This window comes from Thermosynechococcus sp., assembly GCF_025999095.1.
GTDB lineage: Bacteria > Cyanobacteriota > Cyanobacteriia > Thermosynechococcales > Thermosynechococcaceae > Thermosynechococcus.
On the sequence record NZ_AP024678.1, the window covers coordinates 1820255 to 1838054 of the forward strand.

A 17800-nucleotide genomic window follows, 5' to 3' on the forward strand; every position below is an offset into this window, starting at 1 on the left:
ATGAGGAACATGGACTATGAACTGTACACGCCACACTACCCGCTACACAGAATTGCCCGAAGCGGCATGGCAAGGATTTACAGGGGGTGACTGGGTTGAGCACATTGATGTGCGCGACTTTATTCAGCGCAACTATACCCCCTACACTGGAGATGCTTCCTTCCTCGTAGGCGCCAGCGATCGCACCCAGCAACTCTGGGCAAAAGTGCGTGCGCTGATGGCTCTCGAGCGCGAAAAAGGCGTCCTTGATGCCGATACCAGCGTACCTTCCTCAATCACAGCCCACCCACCGGGTTACATCGATCGGGAGCTGGAGCAAATCGTTGGCCTGCAAACCGATAAGCCCTTGAAACGGGCGATTATGCCCTTTGGCGGCATTCGCGTGGTTGAAACCGCCCTCAAGGCCTACGGCTATGAACTAGATCCGCGCACGAAGGAAATCTTTACCAAATATCGCAAAACCCACAACGATGGGGTCTTTGATGCCTACACACCCGAAATGCGCCGCTGCCGCAAATCGGGGATCATTACCGGACTGCCAGATGCCTACGGTCGGGGTCGGATTATTGGTGACTATCGCCGCGTGCCGCTCTACGGGGTGGATCGCTTGATTGCCGACAAACAGGCGCAGCAGGCCTCCCTTGACGTCGATGTCATGGATGAAGAAACCATCCGCCTGCGCGAAGAGCTCTCAGAGCAAATCAAAGCCCTCCATGAACTCAAGGAAATGGCCGCCAGCTATGGCTTTGATATTTCACGGCCAGCGGCCAATGGCAAAGAGGCTATTCAGTGGCTCTACTTTGGCTACCTGGCGGCGGTCAAAGAACAAAACGGCGCTGCCATGTCCCTTGGGCGGGTCTCAACCTTTCTGGACATTTACTTTGAACGGGATTTGCGTCACGGCACAGCCACAGAAGCCGACCTTCAAGAGTGGATTGACCACTTTGTCATGAAACTGCGGATGGTGCGCTTCCTGCGGACGCCGGAATACAATGAACTCTTCTCTGGGGATCCCACGTGGGTCACGGAGTCCATTGGCGGTATGGGTCTCGATGGTCGCCCGTTGGTGACGAAAACCAGCTTCCGTATTCTGAATACACTCTATACCCTGGGGCCTGCCCCCGAACCCAACCTGACGGTGCTGTGGTCGGAAAACTTGCCGGAGGCCTTCAAGCGTTTCTGTGCCCAAGTGTCCATTGACACCAGTTCGATTCAATACGAAAACGACGACCTGATGCGTCCCTACTGGGGGGATGACTACGCGATCGCCTGCTGCGTTTCAGCGATGCGAGTCGGCAAACAAATGCAATTCTTTGGGGCACGGGTGAACTTGGCCAAGGCCCTCCTCTACGCAATCAACGGGGGGCGGGATGAAGTCTCTGGTCAGCAGGTGGCACCGATGTTTGCCCCAATTACCGGCGACACCCTGAAGTGGGAAGAGGTGCTGCCGCGCTTTGAGCAGATGATGGCTTGGTTGGCGAAGGTGTATGTAAATACCCTCAACGTCATCCACTACATGCACGATAAGTACTGCTATGAGCGGCTGGAGATGGCGCTCCACGATCGCGATGTCTTCCGCACAATGGCCTGTGGTGTGGCTGGTCTATCGGTGGTGGCGGATGCCCTCTCGGCCATTAAGTATGCCGAGGTGAAAGTAATCCGCAATGCCGAAGGGTTGGCCGTAGATTACGAGATCAAGGGCGACTTTCCGAAGTACGGCAACAATGACGATCGCGTGGATAGTCTTGCCGTGTGGGTCGTGGAAACCTTCATGAACGAAGTCCGCAAACACAAAACCTACCGCAATGCCGTGCCTACGCAGTCAATCCTGACAATTACCTCCAACGTCGTCTATGGCAAGAAAACCGGCAGTACTCCCGATGGCCGCAAGGCGGGTGAACCGTTTGCACCAGGGGCCAACCCCATGCACGGTCGCGATACCAAAGGGGCGATCGCCTCACTGGCGTCCGTGGCCAAGTTGCCCTATGTCCATGCCCAAGATGGCATCTCCAACACGTTCTCTATCGTGCCTAGTGCCCTTGGCAAGACCCGGGAAGATCAAATCAGCAACCTGGTGAATATGTTGGATGGGTACATCCATGATCAGGGCTTCCACATCAACGTCAACGTGCTCAACCGCGAAATGTTGTTGGATGCTATGGATCACCCTGAACGGTACCCACAACTCACCATTCGGGTGTCTGGATATGCGGTGAACTTCATTAAGCTCACCCGCGAACAACAGTTGGATGTCATTAACCGCACGTTCCACGAACACTTTTAGGCTCACGGGGCAACTGCTGCCCAGGTGAACGCCGCCTCCTCTACTTCGAGCGATCGGGGTAGATTTTTTATGGTGGTTGCGTGGGGGTTCGAGGGCATGGTGAGTCTGGTAAATCTTCCCTTTTTCTATGGCCATGGGGCGGGCGATCGCGCCTGTTTGCTCCTCCATGGCTTGGGGGGCGGGGCTTATGAACTGCAACTGTTGGGAGAAGTTCTCTATGAAACGGGCTGGACGGTTCAGGGTATTCTCTATCCGGGGCACGATCGCCCCAGAGCCCAAATGCCGCCTTCGACTTGGCCGCAGTGGTATGAAGCAGCAGTGAGCGCTTTTGAGGCCTTGCGAGAGAGCTACTCAACGGTTGCGGTGGTCGGCTTTTCCACAGGGGGGACCCTAGCTCTCCATCTTGCCCGTCACTACTCCATTGATGCCCTAGTGCTCCTTGCGCCCTTTTTGCGTATCTATCGGCCTTGGTTTTTGCCGATCACGCCAGAGCGGCTTGTGCAGTCTCTTGGGCAGTGGATTCCCTGGGTGCCTCGGCGGAGCCTACCGCTTCGCGATCGCACTGTGCGCCAAGCCGCAGAAGCCGCCTGTTTTTTTAAGAGTTTCAACTTACAAGCCGTCCGCAGTGCCCTCGACCTCATTGCCCAAGTGGAGCAGGAGCTGCCAATGATCACAACGCCGACACTGATTCTCCAAAGTCGCGCCGACACCATCGTGGCTCCCCAAGGGGCACAGAGGATCTATGAAGACTTAGGCAGTCCCGACAAGGAATTGCATTGGCTCAAGGATTCGGATCATTTGCTCCCCCTGGATGTGGAGCGAGAGCAGGTATTCGCCAAGGTGGTCGCCTTTTTGGGAAGATAGTTGCAGTTGGTTACTGGCCCTGCCATGGAAACATTGGATCTACGGGGAACGCCCTGTCCTTTGAACTTTGTGCGCACGAAACTGCGCCTGCAACAGTTGCCCCCCCAGCAGCCCCTTGAGGTGTGGTTGGATGCAGGAGAACCCATTGAGCAGGTGCCCGATAGTTTGCGGATGGCAGGCTATGAGGTTCTCAGAATTGAGCCACGGCAGGACTATTTTGCCCTTCAGGTGCAGCGTCCCGCATGAGTGAGCTGGTGGGCTTGGTGCGAGCTGTCCAGGCCAATTACTATCGTGTCCGCCTACGGGAACCCACCAATGGGGTTGAGGAACTCCTCTGCGTGCGCCGTGCTCGCCTCAAGAAGATGGGGCAACAGATCTGCGTGGGAGATTGGGTGGTGGTGAGCCATCCCGATTGGCCAGGACAACGGGGGGCGATCGCTGAGATTTTGCCCCGCCGCAATCAATTGCCCCGCCCGGCAATTGCCAATGTAGATCAGATTTTGCTGCTTTTTGCCTTAGCCGAACCCCCTGCCGATGTCCATCAAATTACCCGCTTCCTTTTGACCGCTGAAGGGTTAAATGTTGAAATTCAGGTGGTTTTTACCAAAGCGGATTTGGTTTCTCCCCAAGTGCAACAGCAGTGGCGCGATCGCCTGCAACAATGGGGCTATCGTTGCCATGTCCTCAGCCTTATCCAAGGAGCAGCTTGGCAGGCTCTGCGTCCCCATCTGGCCAATCAAATCACGGTCGTCTGTGGCCCCTCGGGGGTCGGCAAAAGTAGCTTGATCCGCCATCTTACACCTCGGGAGGATATTCGCGTCGGCGTGGTCTCCGATCACTGGCATCGAGGACGGCACACTACACGTCATGTGGAACTCTTTCCCCTACCGGCGGGGGGCTGGATTGCCGATACACCGGGCTTTAACCAACCGGAATTGCCCCCAGAGCCGCAGCAATTGGCGGCGGCTTTTCCGGAGATTCGCCAACGGCTAAGCAAGAATCAGTGCCTCTTTGATAACTGTCGCCACGATCAGGAACCGGGCTGCTGTGTCCGTGGCAACTGGGAGCGCTACCCCCTCTACATTGAGTATTTACACCAGCTAGAAACAATCGCTAGTTCAGAGCCATCCTTGGGGAAGGTGCCCCCAGTGAAGGCCAAGAGTGACCGCCAAGGTCAGCAGCGCCTTGAACCCCTCTTGGATCCGAAAAAATATCGTCGGCGATCGCGACGGCAGCAACATCAGCACCTCAATCCCATGGCTGAAGAAGTCCTCGATAGCGAATGGTGATGACTATGCCCCCCGTGTTGACCTCTATCCTGTTGAGTGTCACAGGTCTTGCCCTTCTGATCTGGCTGGTTTTGCTGCTGTTTTGGGGAGAGTTTTGGCGCCCAGACCAGCGGCTACAGGGGGGAGATCTGAAGGTGTGGCCAACGGTCGTGATTGTCATTCCAGCCCGCAATGAGGCGGCGGTGATTGGCACCAGTGTGCGATCGCTCCTAGAACAGGACTACGCAGGACCCCTCCACCTGATTGTCGTGGACGATCAAAGTGACGATGGCACAGGAGACATTGCTCGCCAAACGGCTTTTGATCTCGGTCAGGGCGATCGCCTGACAATTATCGAGGGCACACCGCTCCCCCTCGGCTGGTCAGGTAAGCTCTGGGCACTGTCCCAAGGCATTGAAGCAGCCCGTGCCTTTGATCCCGATTACTTGCTGCTGACGGATGCCGATATTGCCCACGATCGCCAAAATTTGCGCCAATTGGTTGCCCACGCCCGTCAGCAAAAATGCGCCCTGGTGTCCCTCATGGTGAAACTGCGCTGCCAAAGTCTCTGGGAAAAACTCCTGATTCCCGCCTTTGTCTTTTTCTTTGCCAAGCTCTATCCTTTCCGTTGGGTCAACGATCCGCAGCGGGCAACGGCAGCTGCCGCCGGCGGTTGTATTTTGATTGATCCCGCGGTGCTGGACAAAATTGGTGGCATTGCCTGTATTCGGGATGCCCTGATTGATGACTGTTCCTTGGCCGCCGCCGTCAAGCGAGCCGGCTACCGCATTTGGTTGGGGCTGACCCCCACCACTGTGAGCCTGCGTGCCTACAATACGCTCGGCAGTATTTGGCAGATGGTGGCTCGCACCGCCTATACGCAGTTGTCCTATTCGCCGCTTTTGCTTGTGGGAACGGTGATTGGCATGACCCTGGTGTATTTGTGGGCCCCCTTTGCCCTTGGGATCGGTCTTATGAGTCAATCACTGCCCTTAGCCGTCATGGGGGGACTCACTTGGGGGGCCATGGCGATCGCCTACGGGCCAACGGTGCGTTTCTATGGCCTTAATGGCGGTTGGGCGCTGACACTGCCCGTGATTGCCTTTCTCTATACCCTGATGACCCTGGATTCTGCCCGTCGTCACTGGCAAGGCCGGGGCGGTGCTTGGAAAGGACGGGTTTATCCGCGCAAGTCATAGCAAGTCATAGATAGGGCGATAGGCCATGACAATGAGGGCGTCACTGGGGTCAAGGCCCGGAGAGTCTGTGGGACAAGGGTTGAGCAACACCTGTTGATTTTGGCGGCGAATCCCCACAAGGAGAACTGGATTGGCGGGATGGCGGTTGCTGTACTCACTCACCCAAGCACTAAGGGCAGGAAATGAGAGGCCATAAAGGTGGCAGGATAGTACCTTGGCTCAATAAAGTAAAACTCATTGGGGTGATCGGAGTAGGTCAGGAGTTGGCGATAGACCTTGGGCATTTGCCGAAAGAGGGCACCTTGAGCCAGGATGCCAGAACTCAGGATGCCAGAACTATAGTCTTGGCTGAAAATGACTTCATCGACCCCTGCTTCCTTGAGGTGGCGCTGGCGATCGCTATTCACCAATTCGGCCACCACATAAATATCCTGCTCGTGGCCGGGGGTTTTCTCTAGGTGCTTCACCACAAGGGCAATAAGCACATTTTTTTCATCGGGGACTGCCATATCGACATCGGCACGCAGAATAATTGCCTTGGCCTGGGGGCATTGAGGCATTCGAGGGTACTGCGGTGGGTGGCATCCCCCTGCACCACAAAACCATCGGTGCGCTCTTGAAATTCGGAGTTAAGTTTAATGGGTTCCGCACACAACAGGACAATATCGCGGGGAGAGTAGCGGTTGGCCTCAATGAGTTGCCGTAGTACAAGGGGAGCCTTGGTGTTCCAATTGCAGATAATAATTGCTAGCAGATAATAATATGGTTGCTAAAGAAGTTCATGGGCAGCGTTTGGGCAAGGGCTTGGCTGACAAAGTCGGCGGAAAAGTCGGCGGAAAACTTGCCAATCAGGGCACCAAAGGCAAAGGTGCCAAAGCGCAGTAGTAGCCGTTCACGACTTGCCTCAGCAGGGTTCGCGGGCATCGGGATACTCTCCCACCAGTGTGATGATTGCATTACTGAGGGCCTCCCAAGCTCGGCTTGGCGACTGCAATGCCTCTTCGCTCCAGACAAAAGCCACAATCAACAGCCCCAGAATCGCGATCAACCCCAGGGTCAGGAAGCATTAAAGCCGCGCTTGCATTGGCTAGTGAGGGAAGCATCACGTCTATTCTAGGATTCCCTTGGTGACTATTTCCCTCTTGTAGAGTCTCCCAGATTCCAGTATCCTGACTGCTATACAGCCCTTTGCAATAGGATGGAACCCCCTCAAAACTGCAAAGACTGCTTAATAATGGAATCACATCCCCTCCGTAGGGCGATATGGCAGAGGAGCAATTTATCCAGCATCATGGAAACAACATCGGCAGTAAGGGAGCAGTCTCTTGAATAGGTCTGACCACCAACGACGCCGACGGAGAATGTATATCTGGGGTCGCCCCTAGAAGAATAGCTGCAATGTCTGCCGCTGCCTCAGAAATTTTATTTGTCCTGCTGCTCACCATCGCCAATGGTATTTTTGCTGGTGCTGAAATCGCAGTGGTCTCTGCGCGCAAAGCCCGCCTCGAGCAACTGGCAAAACGCGGTAAACGCAAGGCGAGGGCAGCTTTGAAACTCGCCAACTCCCCCAATGATTTTCTCTCGGCTGTACAAATTGGCATTACTCTGATTGGTATTCTCAGTGGTGCTGTGGGGGGCGCCACCCTTGCCCAGCGGTTACAGGCTGCCCTGAGTCCCGTGCCATGGCTGGGTCAATACAGCCAGCCTTTAAGTATTGCCCTTGTGGTGACGGGGATTACATATCTTTCCTTGGTGATGGGTGAGCTGGTGCCCAAGCGAATTGCCATGACCTATCCGGAGGCAATTGCCTGCAATATTGCCAAGCCAATGACTTGGTTGACGAAATTAGCAGCCCCGATTGTGCATTTACTTAGTGTCTCCACAGATGCCATCTTGCAAGTATTGGGCATTGCCACCACTGCCGACCAAACGGTTACGGAGGATGAAATCAAGGTCCTGATTGAGCAGGGGGCCCGGGCGGGTCTCTTTGAGGTGGCAGAGCAGGACATGGTGGCGCGGATTTTTAACTTGGGCGATCGCCCGATTCAGTCCATCATGACCCCCCGCACCGATATTGTTTGGCTGGATATTGAATCTTCCCTTGAAGAAATAGAGGCGGAAATCCTAGCCAGTTCCCATTCACGGTTTCCTGTAGCTGAGGAAACCATTGATCACTGCTTGGGGATTATCTCAGCCAAGGATTTTTTAGCGGCTCGCTTAACCCAACCAACCATTGACCTGCGGCAACTGGTGCAGCCGGCGCTGTTTGTTCCCGAAGGCCTACCGGCGCTTGATGTCCTTGAGCTCTTTCGCCAGTCGAGCCAACACATTGCCCTAATTACCGATGAATACGGTGGCATTGAAGGACTAGTCACCCTCAATGATCTCACGGAAGCAATCATTGGCACACTGCGCCACGATGAGGAGGAGGAACCACAAATTATTCAGCGGGAGGATGGCTCTTTGCTGTTGGATGGTCTCCTTTCTACCTATGAACTGAAGGAATTGCTGCGGCGGGAAAGCTTGCCGGAGGAGGACACTGCCAACTACCACACCCTTGGCGGGTTGATCATTACGCTATTTGGTCGCATTCCCCAGTCGGGAGATTATATTGAAACCGACGGCCTGCGCTTTGAAGTGGTGGATATGGATGGCAACCGCGTTGACAAGGTGCTGGTGACTGAACTGGTGAGCGATGATGCCCTTGCCGATGAGGGCAAGCACAAGGAGAAGGATTAACGACGGCGCAAATCGGCTACCGTGCGTTGCAGCGATCGCCAGCGTTGTTGTCGCAGTTGGTTAAGGGCCCGTTTCAGGGGGGGCAAAGGGGGGCAATCACCGCCATAGCGCCAAGCCACATAGGCCTGGGTCAGGGTTGCAATGGCCCGCTGACTGACGGCATCAAGGCGGCTACAGGTTTGCAGCGATCGCGCGTATTCCCAAGGGGTTTGATTGGCGCGCTTCGGTAATCCCTGCTGTGCCAGACCATCGAGCATTTGCACATAGAGGCGGGCGATCGGCGGCAGTTTTTGCAGACGTTGACGGTATCGCCACCCCTGGAGAGCGTACCCCAAGCCCCAGACAGTGATGGCGCCCCCGAAGAGAATCAAAATCCCTTGGACAATACCCCCCAGCCCTTGGCTAAAAAGATCAAAGAATTTTTGCAAAGCGGTTTCGAGGGTGGCAAAAAGGGTACCAAAGAGTCCTGTCACTGGGGTCGGCAACCAGCCGGTGACCCACTGCCAAAACTGCTGGAGAACGCTAAAGGTCTGATCCACTTCTAGAGTAGCTGGATAGAGATCGTGCCCCGGAATCGGATCAAAGAGAAACCATCCCAAATTGGGGAAGTAGGCCTCCGTCAAGGCATAGGCATCGGTATTACGAACCACGTACAGACCCGTGAAGGGGTTAAATTCCCCTGTTCCTAACCCTGTTACCAAGCGGCTGGGAATACCAATACTGCGCAACAGCAGTGTCAACGCACTGGAAAAGTGATCGGGATAGCCCCCGCGCCACTCAAAAAGAAAGGCCTCCACCAAATCTTGATCTTTACCTAGTTCAGGAATATCAGTTCTCAGGGCATAGGATTGCTTCAGGGCCTGGGTGAGGTAAAGGGCTTGCTCGTAGGGTTCAGGAATCGAGCGATCGGCCTTTGCCAGCAGATCCTTAGCGAGGGCTTGGAGTCGCGGTTTGAGATCCGCCGGTACTGCCAAGTAGGCCTCATACCCGAGGGGAGAATGCAGTCTAGGAGCGCTGCGCAACAGGGAGCGATCGCGCACCGGCACTTGAGAAATCACGGAATAGGTCAGCCCCGCTGGCAAGGGCACCGGCGCCCGCAGCCCACCATCGAGATCGCGGGCAATTTCACGGGTGGGAAAATAGAGTTCGCGCGGCTCATAGAGGTGGGGAATGAGGTTACTAAACTCAGAAACAATCGTGTAGGTCTGAATCACTTCCTGCGTTGGCATCTGGGAGAGTTGCTGCGGCAGCAGATAGCGAAAACTCCAAGGGGAACGCTGCAGCACTTCCGCCTCATCGTTGCGACTAATGCGCCAACCCCGCCCCGTATATTGGTCAAAGGCAAGGACTCGCCAGAAGCCGGGGGCTTGCGATCGCACTCGCAGGAGCTCCTGAGGGGTCATTATGCCCCCAATGGTCTGGTCAATCTCGGCACCAAAGCCATAGTAAAAGTTCGAGTCAAAAGTTTGATCGGTCAGTTCCTCCCCCAAACCGCGACCACCACGACCACTGACGTAGCCCGGATTGATCACACGGGTTTGGTCAAACTCCCCTTGAACTTCAATTTCAGCACTGACGGGCAAGGTGCGAATCTGATAGCCAGGGAAACGCGGCAGCAGCACAAAGACCATCATTCCCAAGCCAAGAATCAGGGCAAAGAGACCAACCCATTGCCGCCAAGGCAAGCGCAGGGACTTTAGTGTAGTGGATAGCAAGCCCAGGCGTGAGCGGTAGTCGAGGACTAAAACCGGTAGGGCGATCGCCAGAAAGATTAAAAGAAACACGCCAAAGATCATGGTTTGACTGAGGGTGGCCGCTACACTGATCAAAATCAGGGCAATCACCATCGAGTAGCCCAAATCCTTGCGGCGGGGCAAGTCAAAACTGTGGAGCACTTGCAGTTGGATTAACAGTTCCGTCAGCAACACCCGTGAATCTTGGTTCAGTGCGGCCAGCCGCCCTAAAAACACCGCCAATGCCACCAACATACCGATGGCAATCACTAGCTTAGCGACAACATTGCTTTGCCGCCGTGCCCACCAACTCCAACCAAAACCGGCAATGGAGAGGGGAACTGCCCAAAAACTATGCGTTGTTTCTGAAGCAACATCCGTGGTCACCAGGCCAACAATGACCATGCCCAATACCCCTAGGCGCAGCAGCAGGGAATCCTCAATATCTTTGGCCGGGGCCAGCATCGGTGAGTGGGCAAGGGGTTGCAGCCAAGACCGAAACATAAAGGCAGCAGGGAAAAACTGTGCCCTAATCCTAACAAATGTCTACTGGAGAGGGGGCAAATTAGCCCCTAGGGGCATGGCCTTCTAGCTCCAGCGTTTCCTTACCCTTCAATCACAGGGTTTGTCTATATTTTGCCTCTGGGCCAAGTCAGTGCAGCAGGAATCAGACCCTCCCCTGGCGACACCTTAGCCGCCAGCGATCGCGGGAATGATGCTGACCTCGTCGCCATCCTTAAGGGGCGTTTCAATGCCATTGAGGAAGCGAATATCCTCATTATTGACGTAGAAATTCACAAACCGCCGCAGCTGACCGTTTTCATCACAGAGGCGCCCTTTAATGCCGGGGCAGTCCTGCTCTAGCTTCTCTAGGAGTTCAGCGATCGATTGGGCTTGACACTCCACCGTTGCCTGATCGCGGGTGAGTTTTTGCAAGGGAGTCGGAATCAAAACAGTAACAGCCATAGACCTCTAAAAACCATCCATAGATTTCAACAACGTGTTAGGAAAACTAACTAGACCAATACCGGTTGCCAATCCAACCGTTCGAGGGTGCGCGATCGCTCCAAGGCGCGCTCAAAGCTGGCCAACTTGGGTTCAATTGTCAAGGGTTGACCAATATCGTTTTGTACCGCCTCTTGGGTTTTCAGGCCATTGCCCGTGATATAGACAACGGTCACCTCTTCGGGGTCAATTTTGCCCGATTCCACCAACTTTTTGAGAACAGCAATTGTGGTACCGCCAGCGGTTTCGGTGAAAATCCCTTCCGTCTCCGCAAGCAGCTTAATGCCTGCCACAATTTCTGCATCGGTGGCCGCCGCGATCGCCCCATTGGTTTTGCGGGCAATGTCTAGGGCATAGACGCCATCGGCGGGGTTACCAATGGCAATCGATTTAGCAATGGTGTTGGGCTTCACGGGTGCCACAAAGTCCCGCCCCTCGGCATAGGCTTGGGCAATGGGGGAGCAGCCGACCGCTTGGGCACCACTACAGCGGACAGGTTTGTCAGCCACTAGACCCACTTCCACAAATTCACGGAAGCCTTTGTAAATTTTCGTGAACAGAGAGCCGGAAGCCAAGGGGGCCACAACGTGGTCAGGAAGTTGCCAGCCCAACTGTTCAATTACCTCATAACCTAGCGTCTTTGACCCTTCCGAGTAGTAGGGGCGCAAATTGATATTGACAAACCCCCAGCCATGGGTATTTGCCACCTCCGAGCAGAGACGGTTGACTTGATCGTAGTTGCCCTCAACCGCCATCACCGTTGGTCCATAGATGAGCGTCCCCAAGACCTTACCCGCTTCCAGATCCGCTGGAATAAACACGCAGCAGTCTAGCCCCGCATGGGCCGCGATCGCCGCCGTTGAATTCGCCAAATTGCCGGTACTGGCACAGGACACCGTCGTAAAGCCCAATTCCCGCGCCCGTGTCAACGCCACCGACACCACCCGATCCTTGAAGCTGAGGGTGGGCATATTCACCGCATCGTTTTTGATGTACAGATGCTTGAGCCCGAGCCGCCGCCCCAGCCGCTGGGCTTTGATGAGGGGAGTCATCCCTGTGCCCACATCAATGGGGTTTGCCGAGGTCACCGGCAAAAAGGGACGGTAGCGCCAAATGGACTTCGGACCCGCCTCAATGGTGCTGCGCGTTACAACTGCCGCCAAGCGTTCCAGATCGTACTTCACCTCTAGGGGGCCAAAACAGTACTCACAGACATGAATGGCTTGGGGTTCGTACTCTGCGCCACACTCTTTGCATTTGAGGTGGGTAAAATAGGCGGTTTCGGTGGTGGAGGTCAAGGTTGCGGTCATGGGTCTCAGACTGCCTCAGACAAGTTGTTGACCATCCTAGCAGGGGGCGATCGCCCTGTCAAACATATCCGACTATTTTTATCGGGATTTGAGTGACCAGCAAAAGTCTTGCTGTTGGCGATATGTTCCTAATCCTCGGTTGGCACTCTCCTGAGGCCTTTTGAGACTTCAACGAATGGGGGTATGGACTGTCACCAGCTTTGTGCCATCGGGAAATGTTGCCTCGACTTGCACCTCTGTGAGCATTTCTGGCACCCCCTCCATAACCTCATCACGGGTGAGCAGCGTGGTGCCATAGTTCATCAAATCGGCAACCGTGCGCCCCTCCCGCGCTCCTTCCAAGATGGCCGCAGAAATATAGGCCACCGCTTCGGGATAATTGAGCTTGAGACCCCGGGCTTTGCGACGTTCGGCCACAAGAGCAGCCATAAAAATCAGGAGCTTGTCTTTTTCTTGCGGGGATAGTTGCATCGTTGCTAGGGTTAAGCATTGGCTCTACCTCATATACTAACCTGTGGCTTGGGGGCCCAGAAAATCAATGTCAAATCAATGAGCGATAAGGTCAGATTGCGAAAACACTATCTTGAATGGCGGCAGCACCTGAGCGATCGCGAGTGGCAAGAGCGCAGTCAGCGCATTTGTCAGCACTTGTTTGATCATCCCCAGTTTCAACGGGCAACCACGGTGTTGACCTACGTGCCCCATCGCCGCGAGCCTGATTTGCGCTCCCTGTGGTCACTCCCGAAACAGTGGGGCTTACCTCGTGTGGTGGACCAGGATTTACAGTGGCATTGTTTTGATGCCAAAGAAGACACTCTCCAGCAAGGCCCCTATGGCCTCTGGCAACCGTCCCCCGCAGCTCCCCCTATTGATCCCGCTTGCGTTGATCTGTGTTTGATTCCTGCGGTTGCCTGCGATCGCCAGGGGTATCGCCTCGGCTACGGCGCGGGTTTTTTCGATCGCCTCTTTGCCCACCCTGAGTGGCAGCAGGTGTGCCGCTGGGGGATTGTCTTTGAGGCAGCGGTTGTAGAAGAATTGCCCCATGATCCGTGGGATCAGCCGCTGCAAGCGATTTGCACCGAATCAGGCCTCTGGGAAATCAGCTAAAGACCCAGCTTGGCCAACACTGGCTGCGTCGAGACGACGTGTTTTCTCAAACCGAGTTCCTCAGGATGCAGGCCAAGGGCGAGACCCACCAGTTGCGGCAAATGGAGAATCGGCAGATTGAGGGAAACCCCCACCTGCTGGGCAATCTCCGGTTGACGGGCATCGAGATTGAGGTGACACAGGGGGCAGGGGGTGACAATGCAATCCGCACCCTTGGCGATCGCGCTTTGCAGTCGTTGGGCTGCCATCGCAAAACTGGCCGCCGTGGCATAGCTAGAAATTGGCCAACCACAGCACTGGGTACGTCCCTCATATTCCACAGGGGTCGCTCCCACCGCCTCAAATACCTGCTCCATCGAAGTGGGGTGAAGCGGGTGATCAAAGGGAAGTCTCTCTTGGGCACGCAGCAGGTAACAGCCATAAAAGGCAGCGCAGCGAAGTCCTGTGAGGGGACGACGGACGCGATCGCGCAACCGGTCTAGACCCACATCGCCAACAATGGCCCAGAGCAAATGCTTGACCTCCGTTGTCCCTTGGTAGGGAGCACAACCCTGGGCTGTGAGAACCTGATTAATTTCGGCCACGTACTCCGGGCGATCGCGCTGAAACGTCTTGAGGCGCTCATCCACATGGCCAATCACCCCCTGACAGGTGCTGCAATGGGTCAACAGGGGCAAGGCCAACTGTTCTGCAAGGGCAATGTTGCGGGCATTCACGGTATCTTCCAGCAGCCACGAATTTTCCTTAAATGTCCCTGAGCCACAACAACTGGCTTCCTTCAGTGCCACAAGCTCTATATCCAACAGGGGGGCGATCGCCCGCGTTGAAAAATCTAATTCCCGACAGGCACCTTGAGCCACACAACCGGGATAGTAGGCATAGCGCAAAGCAGACATACCACTTGAAAAGTCTAAAACCTGCCCCTAGTCTAGCCAATCATCAGATTCCTTCGTAACGTCCCGCTGCTCAGTTATAATCCTAGGACTTAGAAACAAGTGCTCAGTTTTTAGTCAAAAGTGCGTGTTGCCATCAGGCAATTTCTTGCCTTCTTTCAATCATCTATGCCATAGGAGTGCGATCTTGCGTTACTTATTCAGTTCAGAGTCCGTCACCGAAGGCCACCCCGATAAAATTTGCGACCAAATTGCCGATGCCATTCTGGATGCTTTGCTTACCCAAGATCCCCAGAGTCGTGTGGCCGCTGAGGTGGTTGTTAATACGGGTTTAGTTCTAATTACCGGGGAAATTACAACCAAGGCCCAGGTCAACTACGTTAACATAGCGCGGCAGAAAATCCATGAAATTGGCTATACCGATGCCAACAATGGCTTTGCCGCCAATAGCTGTGCCGTCATTGTTGCCCTTGATGAGCAATCCCCCGATATTGCCCGTGGTGTGGATACGGCCCAGGAAGCCCGGGAGCAGCTCAGTGACACCGAACTGGATCGCATTGGTGCCGGCGATCAGGGGATTATGTTTGGCTATGCCTGCAATGAAACCCCGGAGTATATGCCCTTGCCCATTAGCTTGGCCCACCGCATGGCACGTCGCTTGGCCGCTGTCCGTAAAACTGGTCAGCTTCCCTACCTACGTCCCGATGGCAAAACCCAAGTCACGGTCATCTATGAGGATGGCAAGCCAGTGGGGATTGATACAATTTTGATTTCCACCCAACACACAGCCACCATTGATGACCTTAGGGAGGAAAGCGCTGTTCAAGCCAAGATTAAAGCCGATCTCTGGGAGGCGGTTGTCAAGCCGGTTTTTGCCGATTTGACCCTCCAACCCGATGGGAACACCCGCTTTTTAGTGAATCCTACGGGCAAATTTGTGATTGGCGGTCCCCAAGGGGATTCAGGACTCACGGGGCGCAAACTGGTGGTGGATACCTACGGTGGTTATGCCCGCCATGGCGGCGGTGCCTTTTCCGGTAAAGATCCGACAAAAGTGGATCGCAGTGCCGCCTATATGGCTCGTTACATTGCCAAAAACATCGTTGCCGCAGGGCTAGCGGACAAATGCGAGTTACAGATTAGCTATGCCATTGGCGTCGCTCGCCCCATGAGTCTCTTTGTGGATACCTTTGGCACGGGTAAACTGGCCCCAGAACAATTGTTGGAGTTGATTAAAACCCACTTTGATCTGCGCCCCGCTGCCATTATTCAAACCTTTAACCTGCGTCAGTTACCCCAAGATCGCGGTGGTCGCTTCTACCAAGATGTGGCCGCCTATGGTCACTTTGGGCGCCATGATCTTGACTTGCCTTGGGAAAGACTCGATAAAGTCGCCGATCTGCAAGCTGCTGCCGCTCAGTTCCTAAGTGCAGTCTAGAAAAACATGGGGGGAGTTGTCTCCCCTGTAGTTACTGGCTGACCCGTTGCAGGCAGGTTTGGGCGGTACTGGTGAGCATCTGGCGCACTTCCGGCTTGATATTGGTCTGCACACTTTCACCAATGGCTTGAAACTCGGCTAAGGTCAGCGAGGATTGCAGTTCATTGATCACACAGGTGCAGTAGGCATTGCCGTATTGCGCCATTTCGGGCACTTGCTGTTCCAGGGCGGTGGTGCATTCACTGGTGAATCGAGAGACCACCTCTGGCGGATAGGGGGTGGCGATCGCCCCCCCGCCGAGAGACACTGCACCTAAAATCGTCATCGTCAAGGGGATGGATGATTTTTTTAGTAAAGACATTCTGGCGATTCCTCGTATATCAAAGCTTAATGCCCATTGTTGAGAGACTTCTCCAGTTTAGGCAAGTTCCAGAGAATGCGCCACGGTCGCGGATTCGTCCCGTGGCCAACATTTACATTCCCATAGCCAAACGATTAAACTAAAGGATTGGATTGATTGCCCCTACTTGGTTGTTACCCATCGCTCTATGACCCTATACAATCCCTCTTTGTACGAAGAACCCATTTCCCAAAAGAACCTCACTGCTGTTGGCCGGGCCGATCGCTCTATTTTGGAATGGTTACAACAAACGGGTCGATTAATTCCCCGTGATGCCAATGAGGCGGACCCAATCATTGATAGCACCCTCGATGATATGGGTGAAATTGAGGAATTTGTGGGTGACTCCTTGGGCGATTACGACGAAGAAGAGGACCTAGGGCTTGAGGAGTAGGGCACAGATCCCCCTATTATTCGGAGTGATGTGCTAGAGCTATCCCCATGCCCTCCACCAAAACCACCGCTGCCATTGAACCCCGCTGGCTGACAGGACAGCGACTTTTTCGCCTCCTCGCCCTTGGCCTCCTCATTGCTAGCATCGCTTACGACACCGGGGCAAACTACTGGCAGCGGCCGTTGCAAACCTTAACAGTGCCTTGGTTGGTGAGTTTTGCCATCGTGGCGGTTCTAGGGATGGCCGTCGTGCCCATATTGCGGCGGTTGAAAACTGGGCAAATTATCCGCGAAGATGGCCCACAATCTCACCTGCAAAAATCGGGTACACCGACGATGGGGGGAATCTTTTTTGTGCCGCCGGGGTTAGGGCTGGCGCTCCTGTGGACGGGGTTTGCTCAGGGGAAGCTATCGCCAACGGTGGTGGCGATCGCGCTGCTGGTGCTGTGGTATGCCGCCATTGGTTGGTGGGACGACTGGCAAGTTCTGCAGCGCCAATCCAACAAAGGATTATCGGCTCGGCTGCGGCTGCTCCTAGAGGGCATTGGGGCGGCTCTTTTTTGTGCTTGGCTGGTGGGTAGTGATCCTGCGGCAACGGTTGTGACGGCTCCTTGGGGGTGGGTCTGGCCTTTAGGGGTGGTATTTATCCCCTTGGCAATTTTTGTGCCGATGGCGGAAGGGAATGCCCTGAATCTTACCGATGGTCTCGATGGTCTTGCCGGTGGCACTGCGGCGATCGCCCTCCTTGCTTTAGGTATGATTCTGACTGCCCATCCCGATTTGCAAATTCTGGCCGTTGTTATGAGTGGTGCCTGTCTTGGCTTCCTCTGGCACAATCACCACCCGGCACGGGTGTTTATGGGGGATACCGGCTCCCTGGCCCTGGGGGCAGTTCTTGCGGGCATTGGCTTGGCGAGTCACCACCTCTGGGAACTGTTAATTGTCAGTGGTCTTTTTTTTGTGGAGTCCCTTTCAGTGATTGCCCAAGTGCTCTACTACAAGGCCACAAAAGGCCCCGACGGTGTGGGCAAGCGGCTGCTGCGCATGGCCCCGCTGCACCATCACTTTGAGTTGGGGGGCTGGTCGGAACTGCGGGTGGTGAGTACGTTTTATGGGGTGGTCGCCCTGTTGGGACTGCTCTGCTGCCTCCTGCAATGGTTGGCCTAA

The 17800-nt window shown here is 54.9% G+C and carries 19 protein-coding genes; 10 read left to right on the forward strand and 9 right to left on the reverse strand.

Annotated elements, in window-relative coordinates; all coding sequences use genetic code 11:
* Positions 1 to 16 precede the first annotated feature (16 nt).
* The 5 genes from pflB to Q0W94_RS08930 all read left to right on the forward strand — a co-directional run bounded on the left by pflB (position 17) and on the right by Q0W94_RS08930 (position 5615).
* Entirely contained in the window at positions 17 to 2284 is a 2268-nt protein-coding gene (pflB, locus tag Q0W94_RS08910; RefSeq protein WP_297758007.1) for a formate C-acetyltransferase, read from the forward strand.
* A 69-nt stretch (positions 2285 to 2353) separates the two neighbouring features.
* Positions 2354 to 3148 carry a carboxylesterase gene (locus Q0W94_RS08915; RefSeq protein ID WP_297758010.1) on the forward strand — a complete coding sequence of 265 codons (795 nt, stop codon included), beginning with the start codon at positions 2354 to 2356 and terminating at the stop codon, positions 3146 to 3148.
* Between the two features lie 24 nt (positions 3149 to 3172).
* A complete protein-coding gene (locus tag Q0W94_RS08920; protein WP_041429931.1) occupies positions 3173 to 3394 on the forward strand; it encodes a sulfurtransferase TusA family protein in 222 nt (73 codons plus the stop codon).
* Positions 3391 to 4437 (forward strand): small ribosomal subunit biogenesis GTPase RsgA, encoded by a 1047-nt coding sequence (gene rsgA, locus Q0W94_RS08925; protein ID WP_297758013.1) that lies wholly within the window; start codon positions 3391 to 3393, stop codon positions 4435 to 4437. Before Q0W94_RS08920 ends, rsgA begins: the two co-directional genes overlap by 4 nt.
* A complete protein-coding gene (locus tag Q0W94_RS08930; protein WP_315863057.1) occupies positions 4431 to 5615 on the forward strand; it encodes a glycosyltransferase in 1185 nt (394 codons plus the stop codon). Before rsgA ends, Q0W94_RS08930 begins: the two co-directional genes overlap by 7 nt.
* Here the strand turns inward: Q0W94_RS08930 and Q0W94_RS08935 are convergent.
* The 3 genes from Q0W94_RS08935 to Q0W94_RS08945 all read right to left on the reverse strand — a co-directional run bounded on the left by Q0W94_RS08935 (position 5610) and on the right by Q0W94_RS08945 (position 6539).
* Entirely contained in the window at positions 5610 to 5777 is a 168-nt protein-coding gene (locus Q0W94_RS08935) for a hypothetical protein (RefSeq protein ID WP_297758018.1), read from the reverse strand. The two genes, Q0W94_RS08930 and Q0W94_RS08935, sit on opposite strands and share 6 nt — an antisense overlap.
* Positions 5774 to 6175, reverse strand: a complete 402-nt coding sequence (locus Q0W94_RS08940; RefSeq protein ID WP_297758021.1) for a hypothetical protein — start codon at positions 6173 to 6175, stop codon at positions 5774 to 5776. The genes Q0W94_RS08935 and Q0W94_RS08940 overlap by 4 nt, the downstream gene beginning before the upstream one ends.
* Positions 6176 to 6362: 187 nt before the next feature.
* A complete protein-coding gene (locus Q0W94_RS08945; RefSeq protein ID WP_297758023.1) occupies positions 6363 to 6539 on the reverse strand; it encodes a hypothetical protein in 177 nt (58 codons plus the stop codon).
* A gap of 474 nt (positions 6540 to 7013) precedes the next feature.
* Between Q0W94_RS08945 and Q0W94_RS08950 the strand changes: the two genes are divergently transcribed.
* Positions 7014 to 8354, forward strand: coding sequence for a hemolysin family protein (locus tag Q0W94_RS08950; protein WP_297758025.1), 1341 nt, complete (start codon positions 7014 to 7016; stop codon positions 8352 to 8354).
* Here the strand turns inward: Q0W94_RS08950 and Q0W94_RS08955 are convergent.
* The 4 genes from Q0W94_RS08955 to ureA all read right to left on the reverse strand — a co-directional run bounded on the left by Q0W94_RS08955 (position 8351) and on the right by ureA (position 12873).
* Positions 8351 to 10591, reverse strand: coding sequence for a DUF3488 and DUF4129 domain-containing transglutaminase family protein (locus Q0W94_RS08955; RefSeq protein WP_297758026.1), 2241 nt, complete (start codon positions 10589 to 10591; stop codon positions 8351 to 8353). The two genes, Q0W94_RS08950 and Q0W94_RS08955, sit on opposite strands and share 4 nt — an antisense overlap.
* Before the next feature lie 186 nt (positions 10592 to 10777).
* On the reverse strand, positions 10778 to 11053 hold the full coding sequence (locus Q0W94_RS08960) for a MoaD/ThiS family protein (protein WP_024125900.1): 276 nt from the start codon (positions 11051 to 11053) through the stop codon (positions 10778 to 10780).
* Positions 11054 to 11103: 50 nt separating this feature from the next.
* Positions 11104 to 12402, reverse strand: a complete 1299-nt coding sequence (gene thrC / locus Q0W94_RS08965; RefSeq protein ID WP_297758029.1) for a threonine synthase — start codon at positions 12400 to 12402, stop codon at positions 11104 to 11106.
* Positions 12403 to 12570: 168 nt separating this feature from the next.
* Entirely contained in the window at positions 12571 to 12873 is a 303-nt protein-coding gene (ureA, locus tag Q0W94_RS08970) for an urease subunit gamma (protein WP_297758032.1), read from the reverse strand.
* 96 nt (positions 12874 to 12969) lie between these two features.
* Between ureA and Q0W94_RS08975 the strand changes: the two genes are divergently transcribed.
* The gene (locus Q0W94_RS08975) at positions 12970 to 13509 is read left to right on the forward strand and encodes a 5-formyltetrahydrofolate cyclo-ligase (protein ID WP_297758035.1); all 540 of its coding nucleotides are present in this window, start codon (positions 12970 to 12972) and stop codon (positions 13507 to 13509) included.
* Here Q0W94_RS08975 and Q0W94_RS08980 read toward each other — a convergent pair.
* Entirely contained in the window at positions 13506 to 14405 is a 900-nt protein-coding gene (locus Q0W94_RS08980) for a CoB--CoM heterodisulfide reductase iron-sulfur subunit B family protein (RefSeq protein ID WP_297758038.1), read from the reverse strand. The genes Q0W94_RS08975 and Q0W94_RS08980 overlap by 4 nt on opposite strands.
* Before the next feature lie 184 nt (positions 14406 to 14589).
* Here Q0W94_RS08980 and metK point away from each other — a divergent pair, with 184 nt between their 5' ends.
* Positions 14590 to 15840: a methionine adenosyltransferase gene (gene metK / locus Q0W94_RS08985; RefSeq protein WP_297758041.1), complete on the forward strand. Its 1251-nt coding sequence runs from the start codon at positions 14590 to 14592 to the stop codon at positions 15838 to 15840.
* Between the two features lie 31 nt (positions 15841 to 15871).
* Here the strand turns inward: metK and Q0W94_RS08990 are convergent, their stop codons facing one another.
* Complete coding sequence (locus Q0W94_RS08990) at positions 15872 to 16201, reverse strand: hypothetical protein (protein WP_297758044.1); 330 nt, start codon at positions 16199 to 16201, stop codon at positions 15872 to 15874.
* Between the two features lie 187 nt (positions 16202 to 16388).
* On the opposite strand from Q0W94_RS08990, the gene Q0W94_RS08995 reads away from it, so the two are divergent.
* Positions 16389 to 16634: a DUF3134 domain-containing protein gene (locus Q0W94_RS08995; RefSeq protein WP_297758047.1), complete on the forward strand. Its 246-nt coding sequence runs from the start codon at positions 16389 to 16391 to the stop codon at positions 16632 to 16634.
* A 47-nt stretch (positions 16635 to 16681) separates the two neighbouring features.
* Positions 16682 to 17800, forward strand: coding sequence for a phospho-N-acetylmuramoyl-pentapeptide-transferase (gene mraY, locus Q0W94_RS09000; RefSeq protein WP_297758049.1), 1119 nt, complete (start codon positions 16682 to 16684; stop codon positions 17798 to 17800).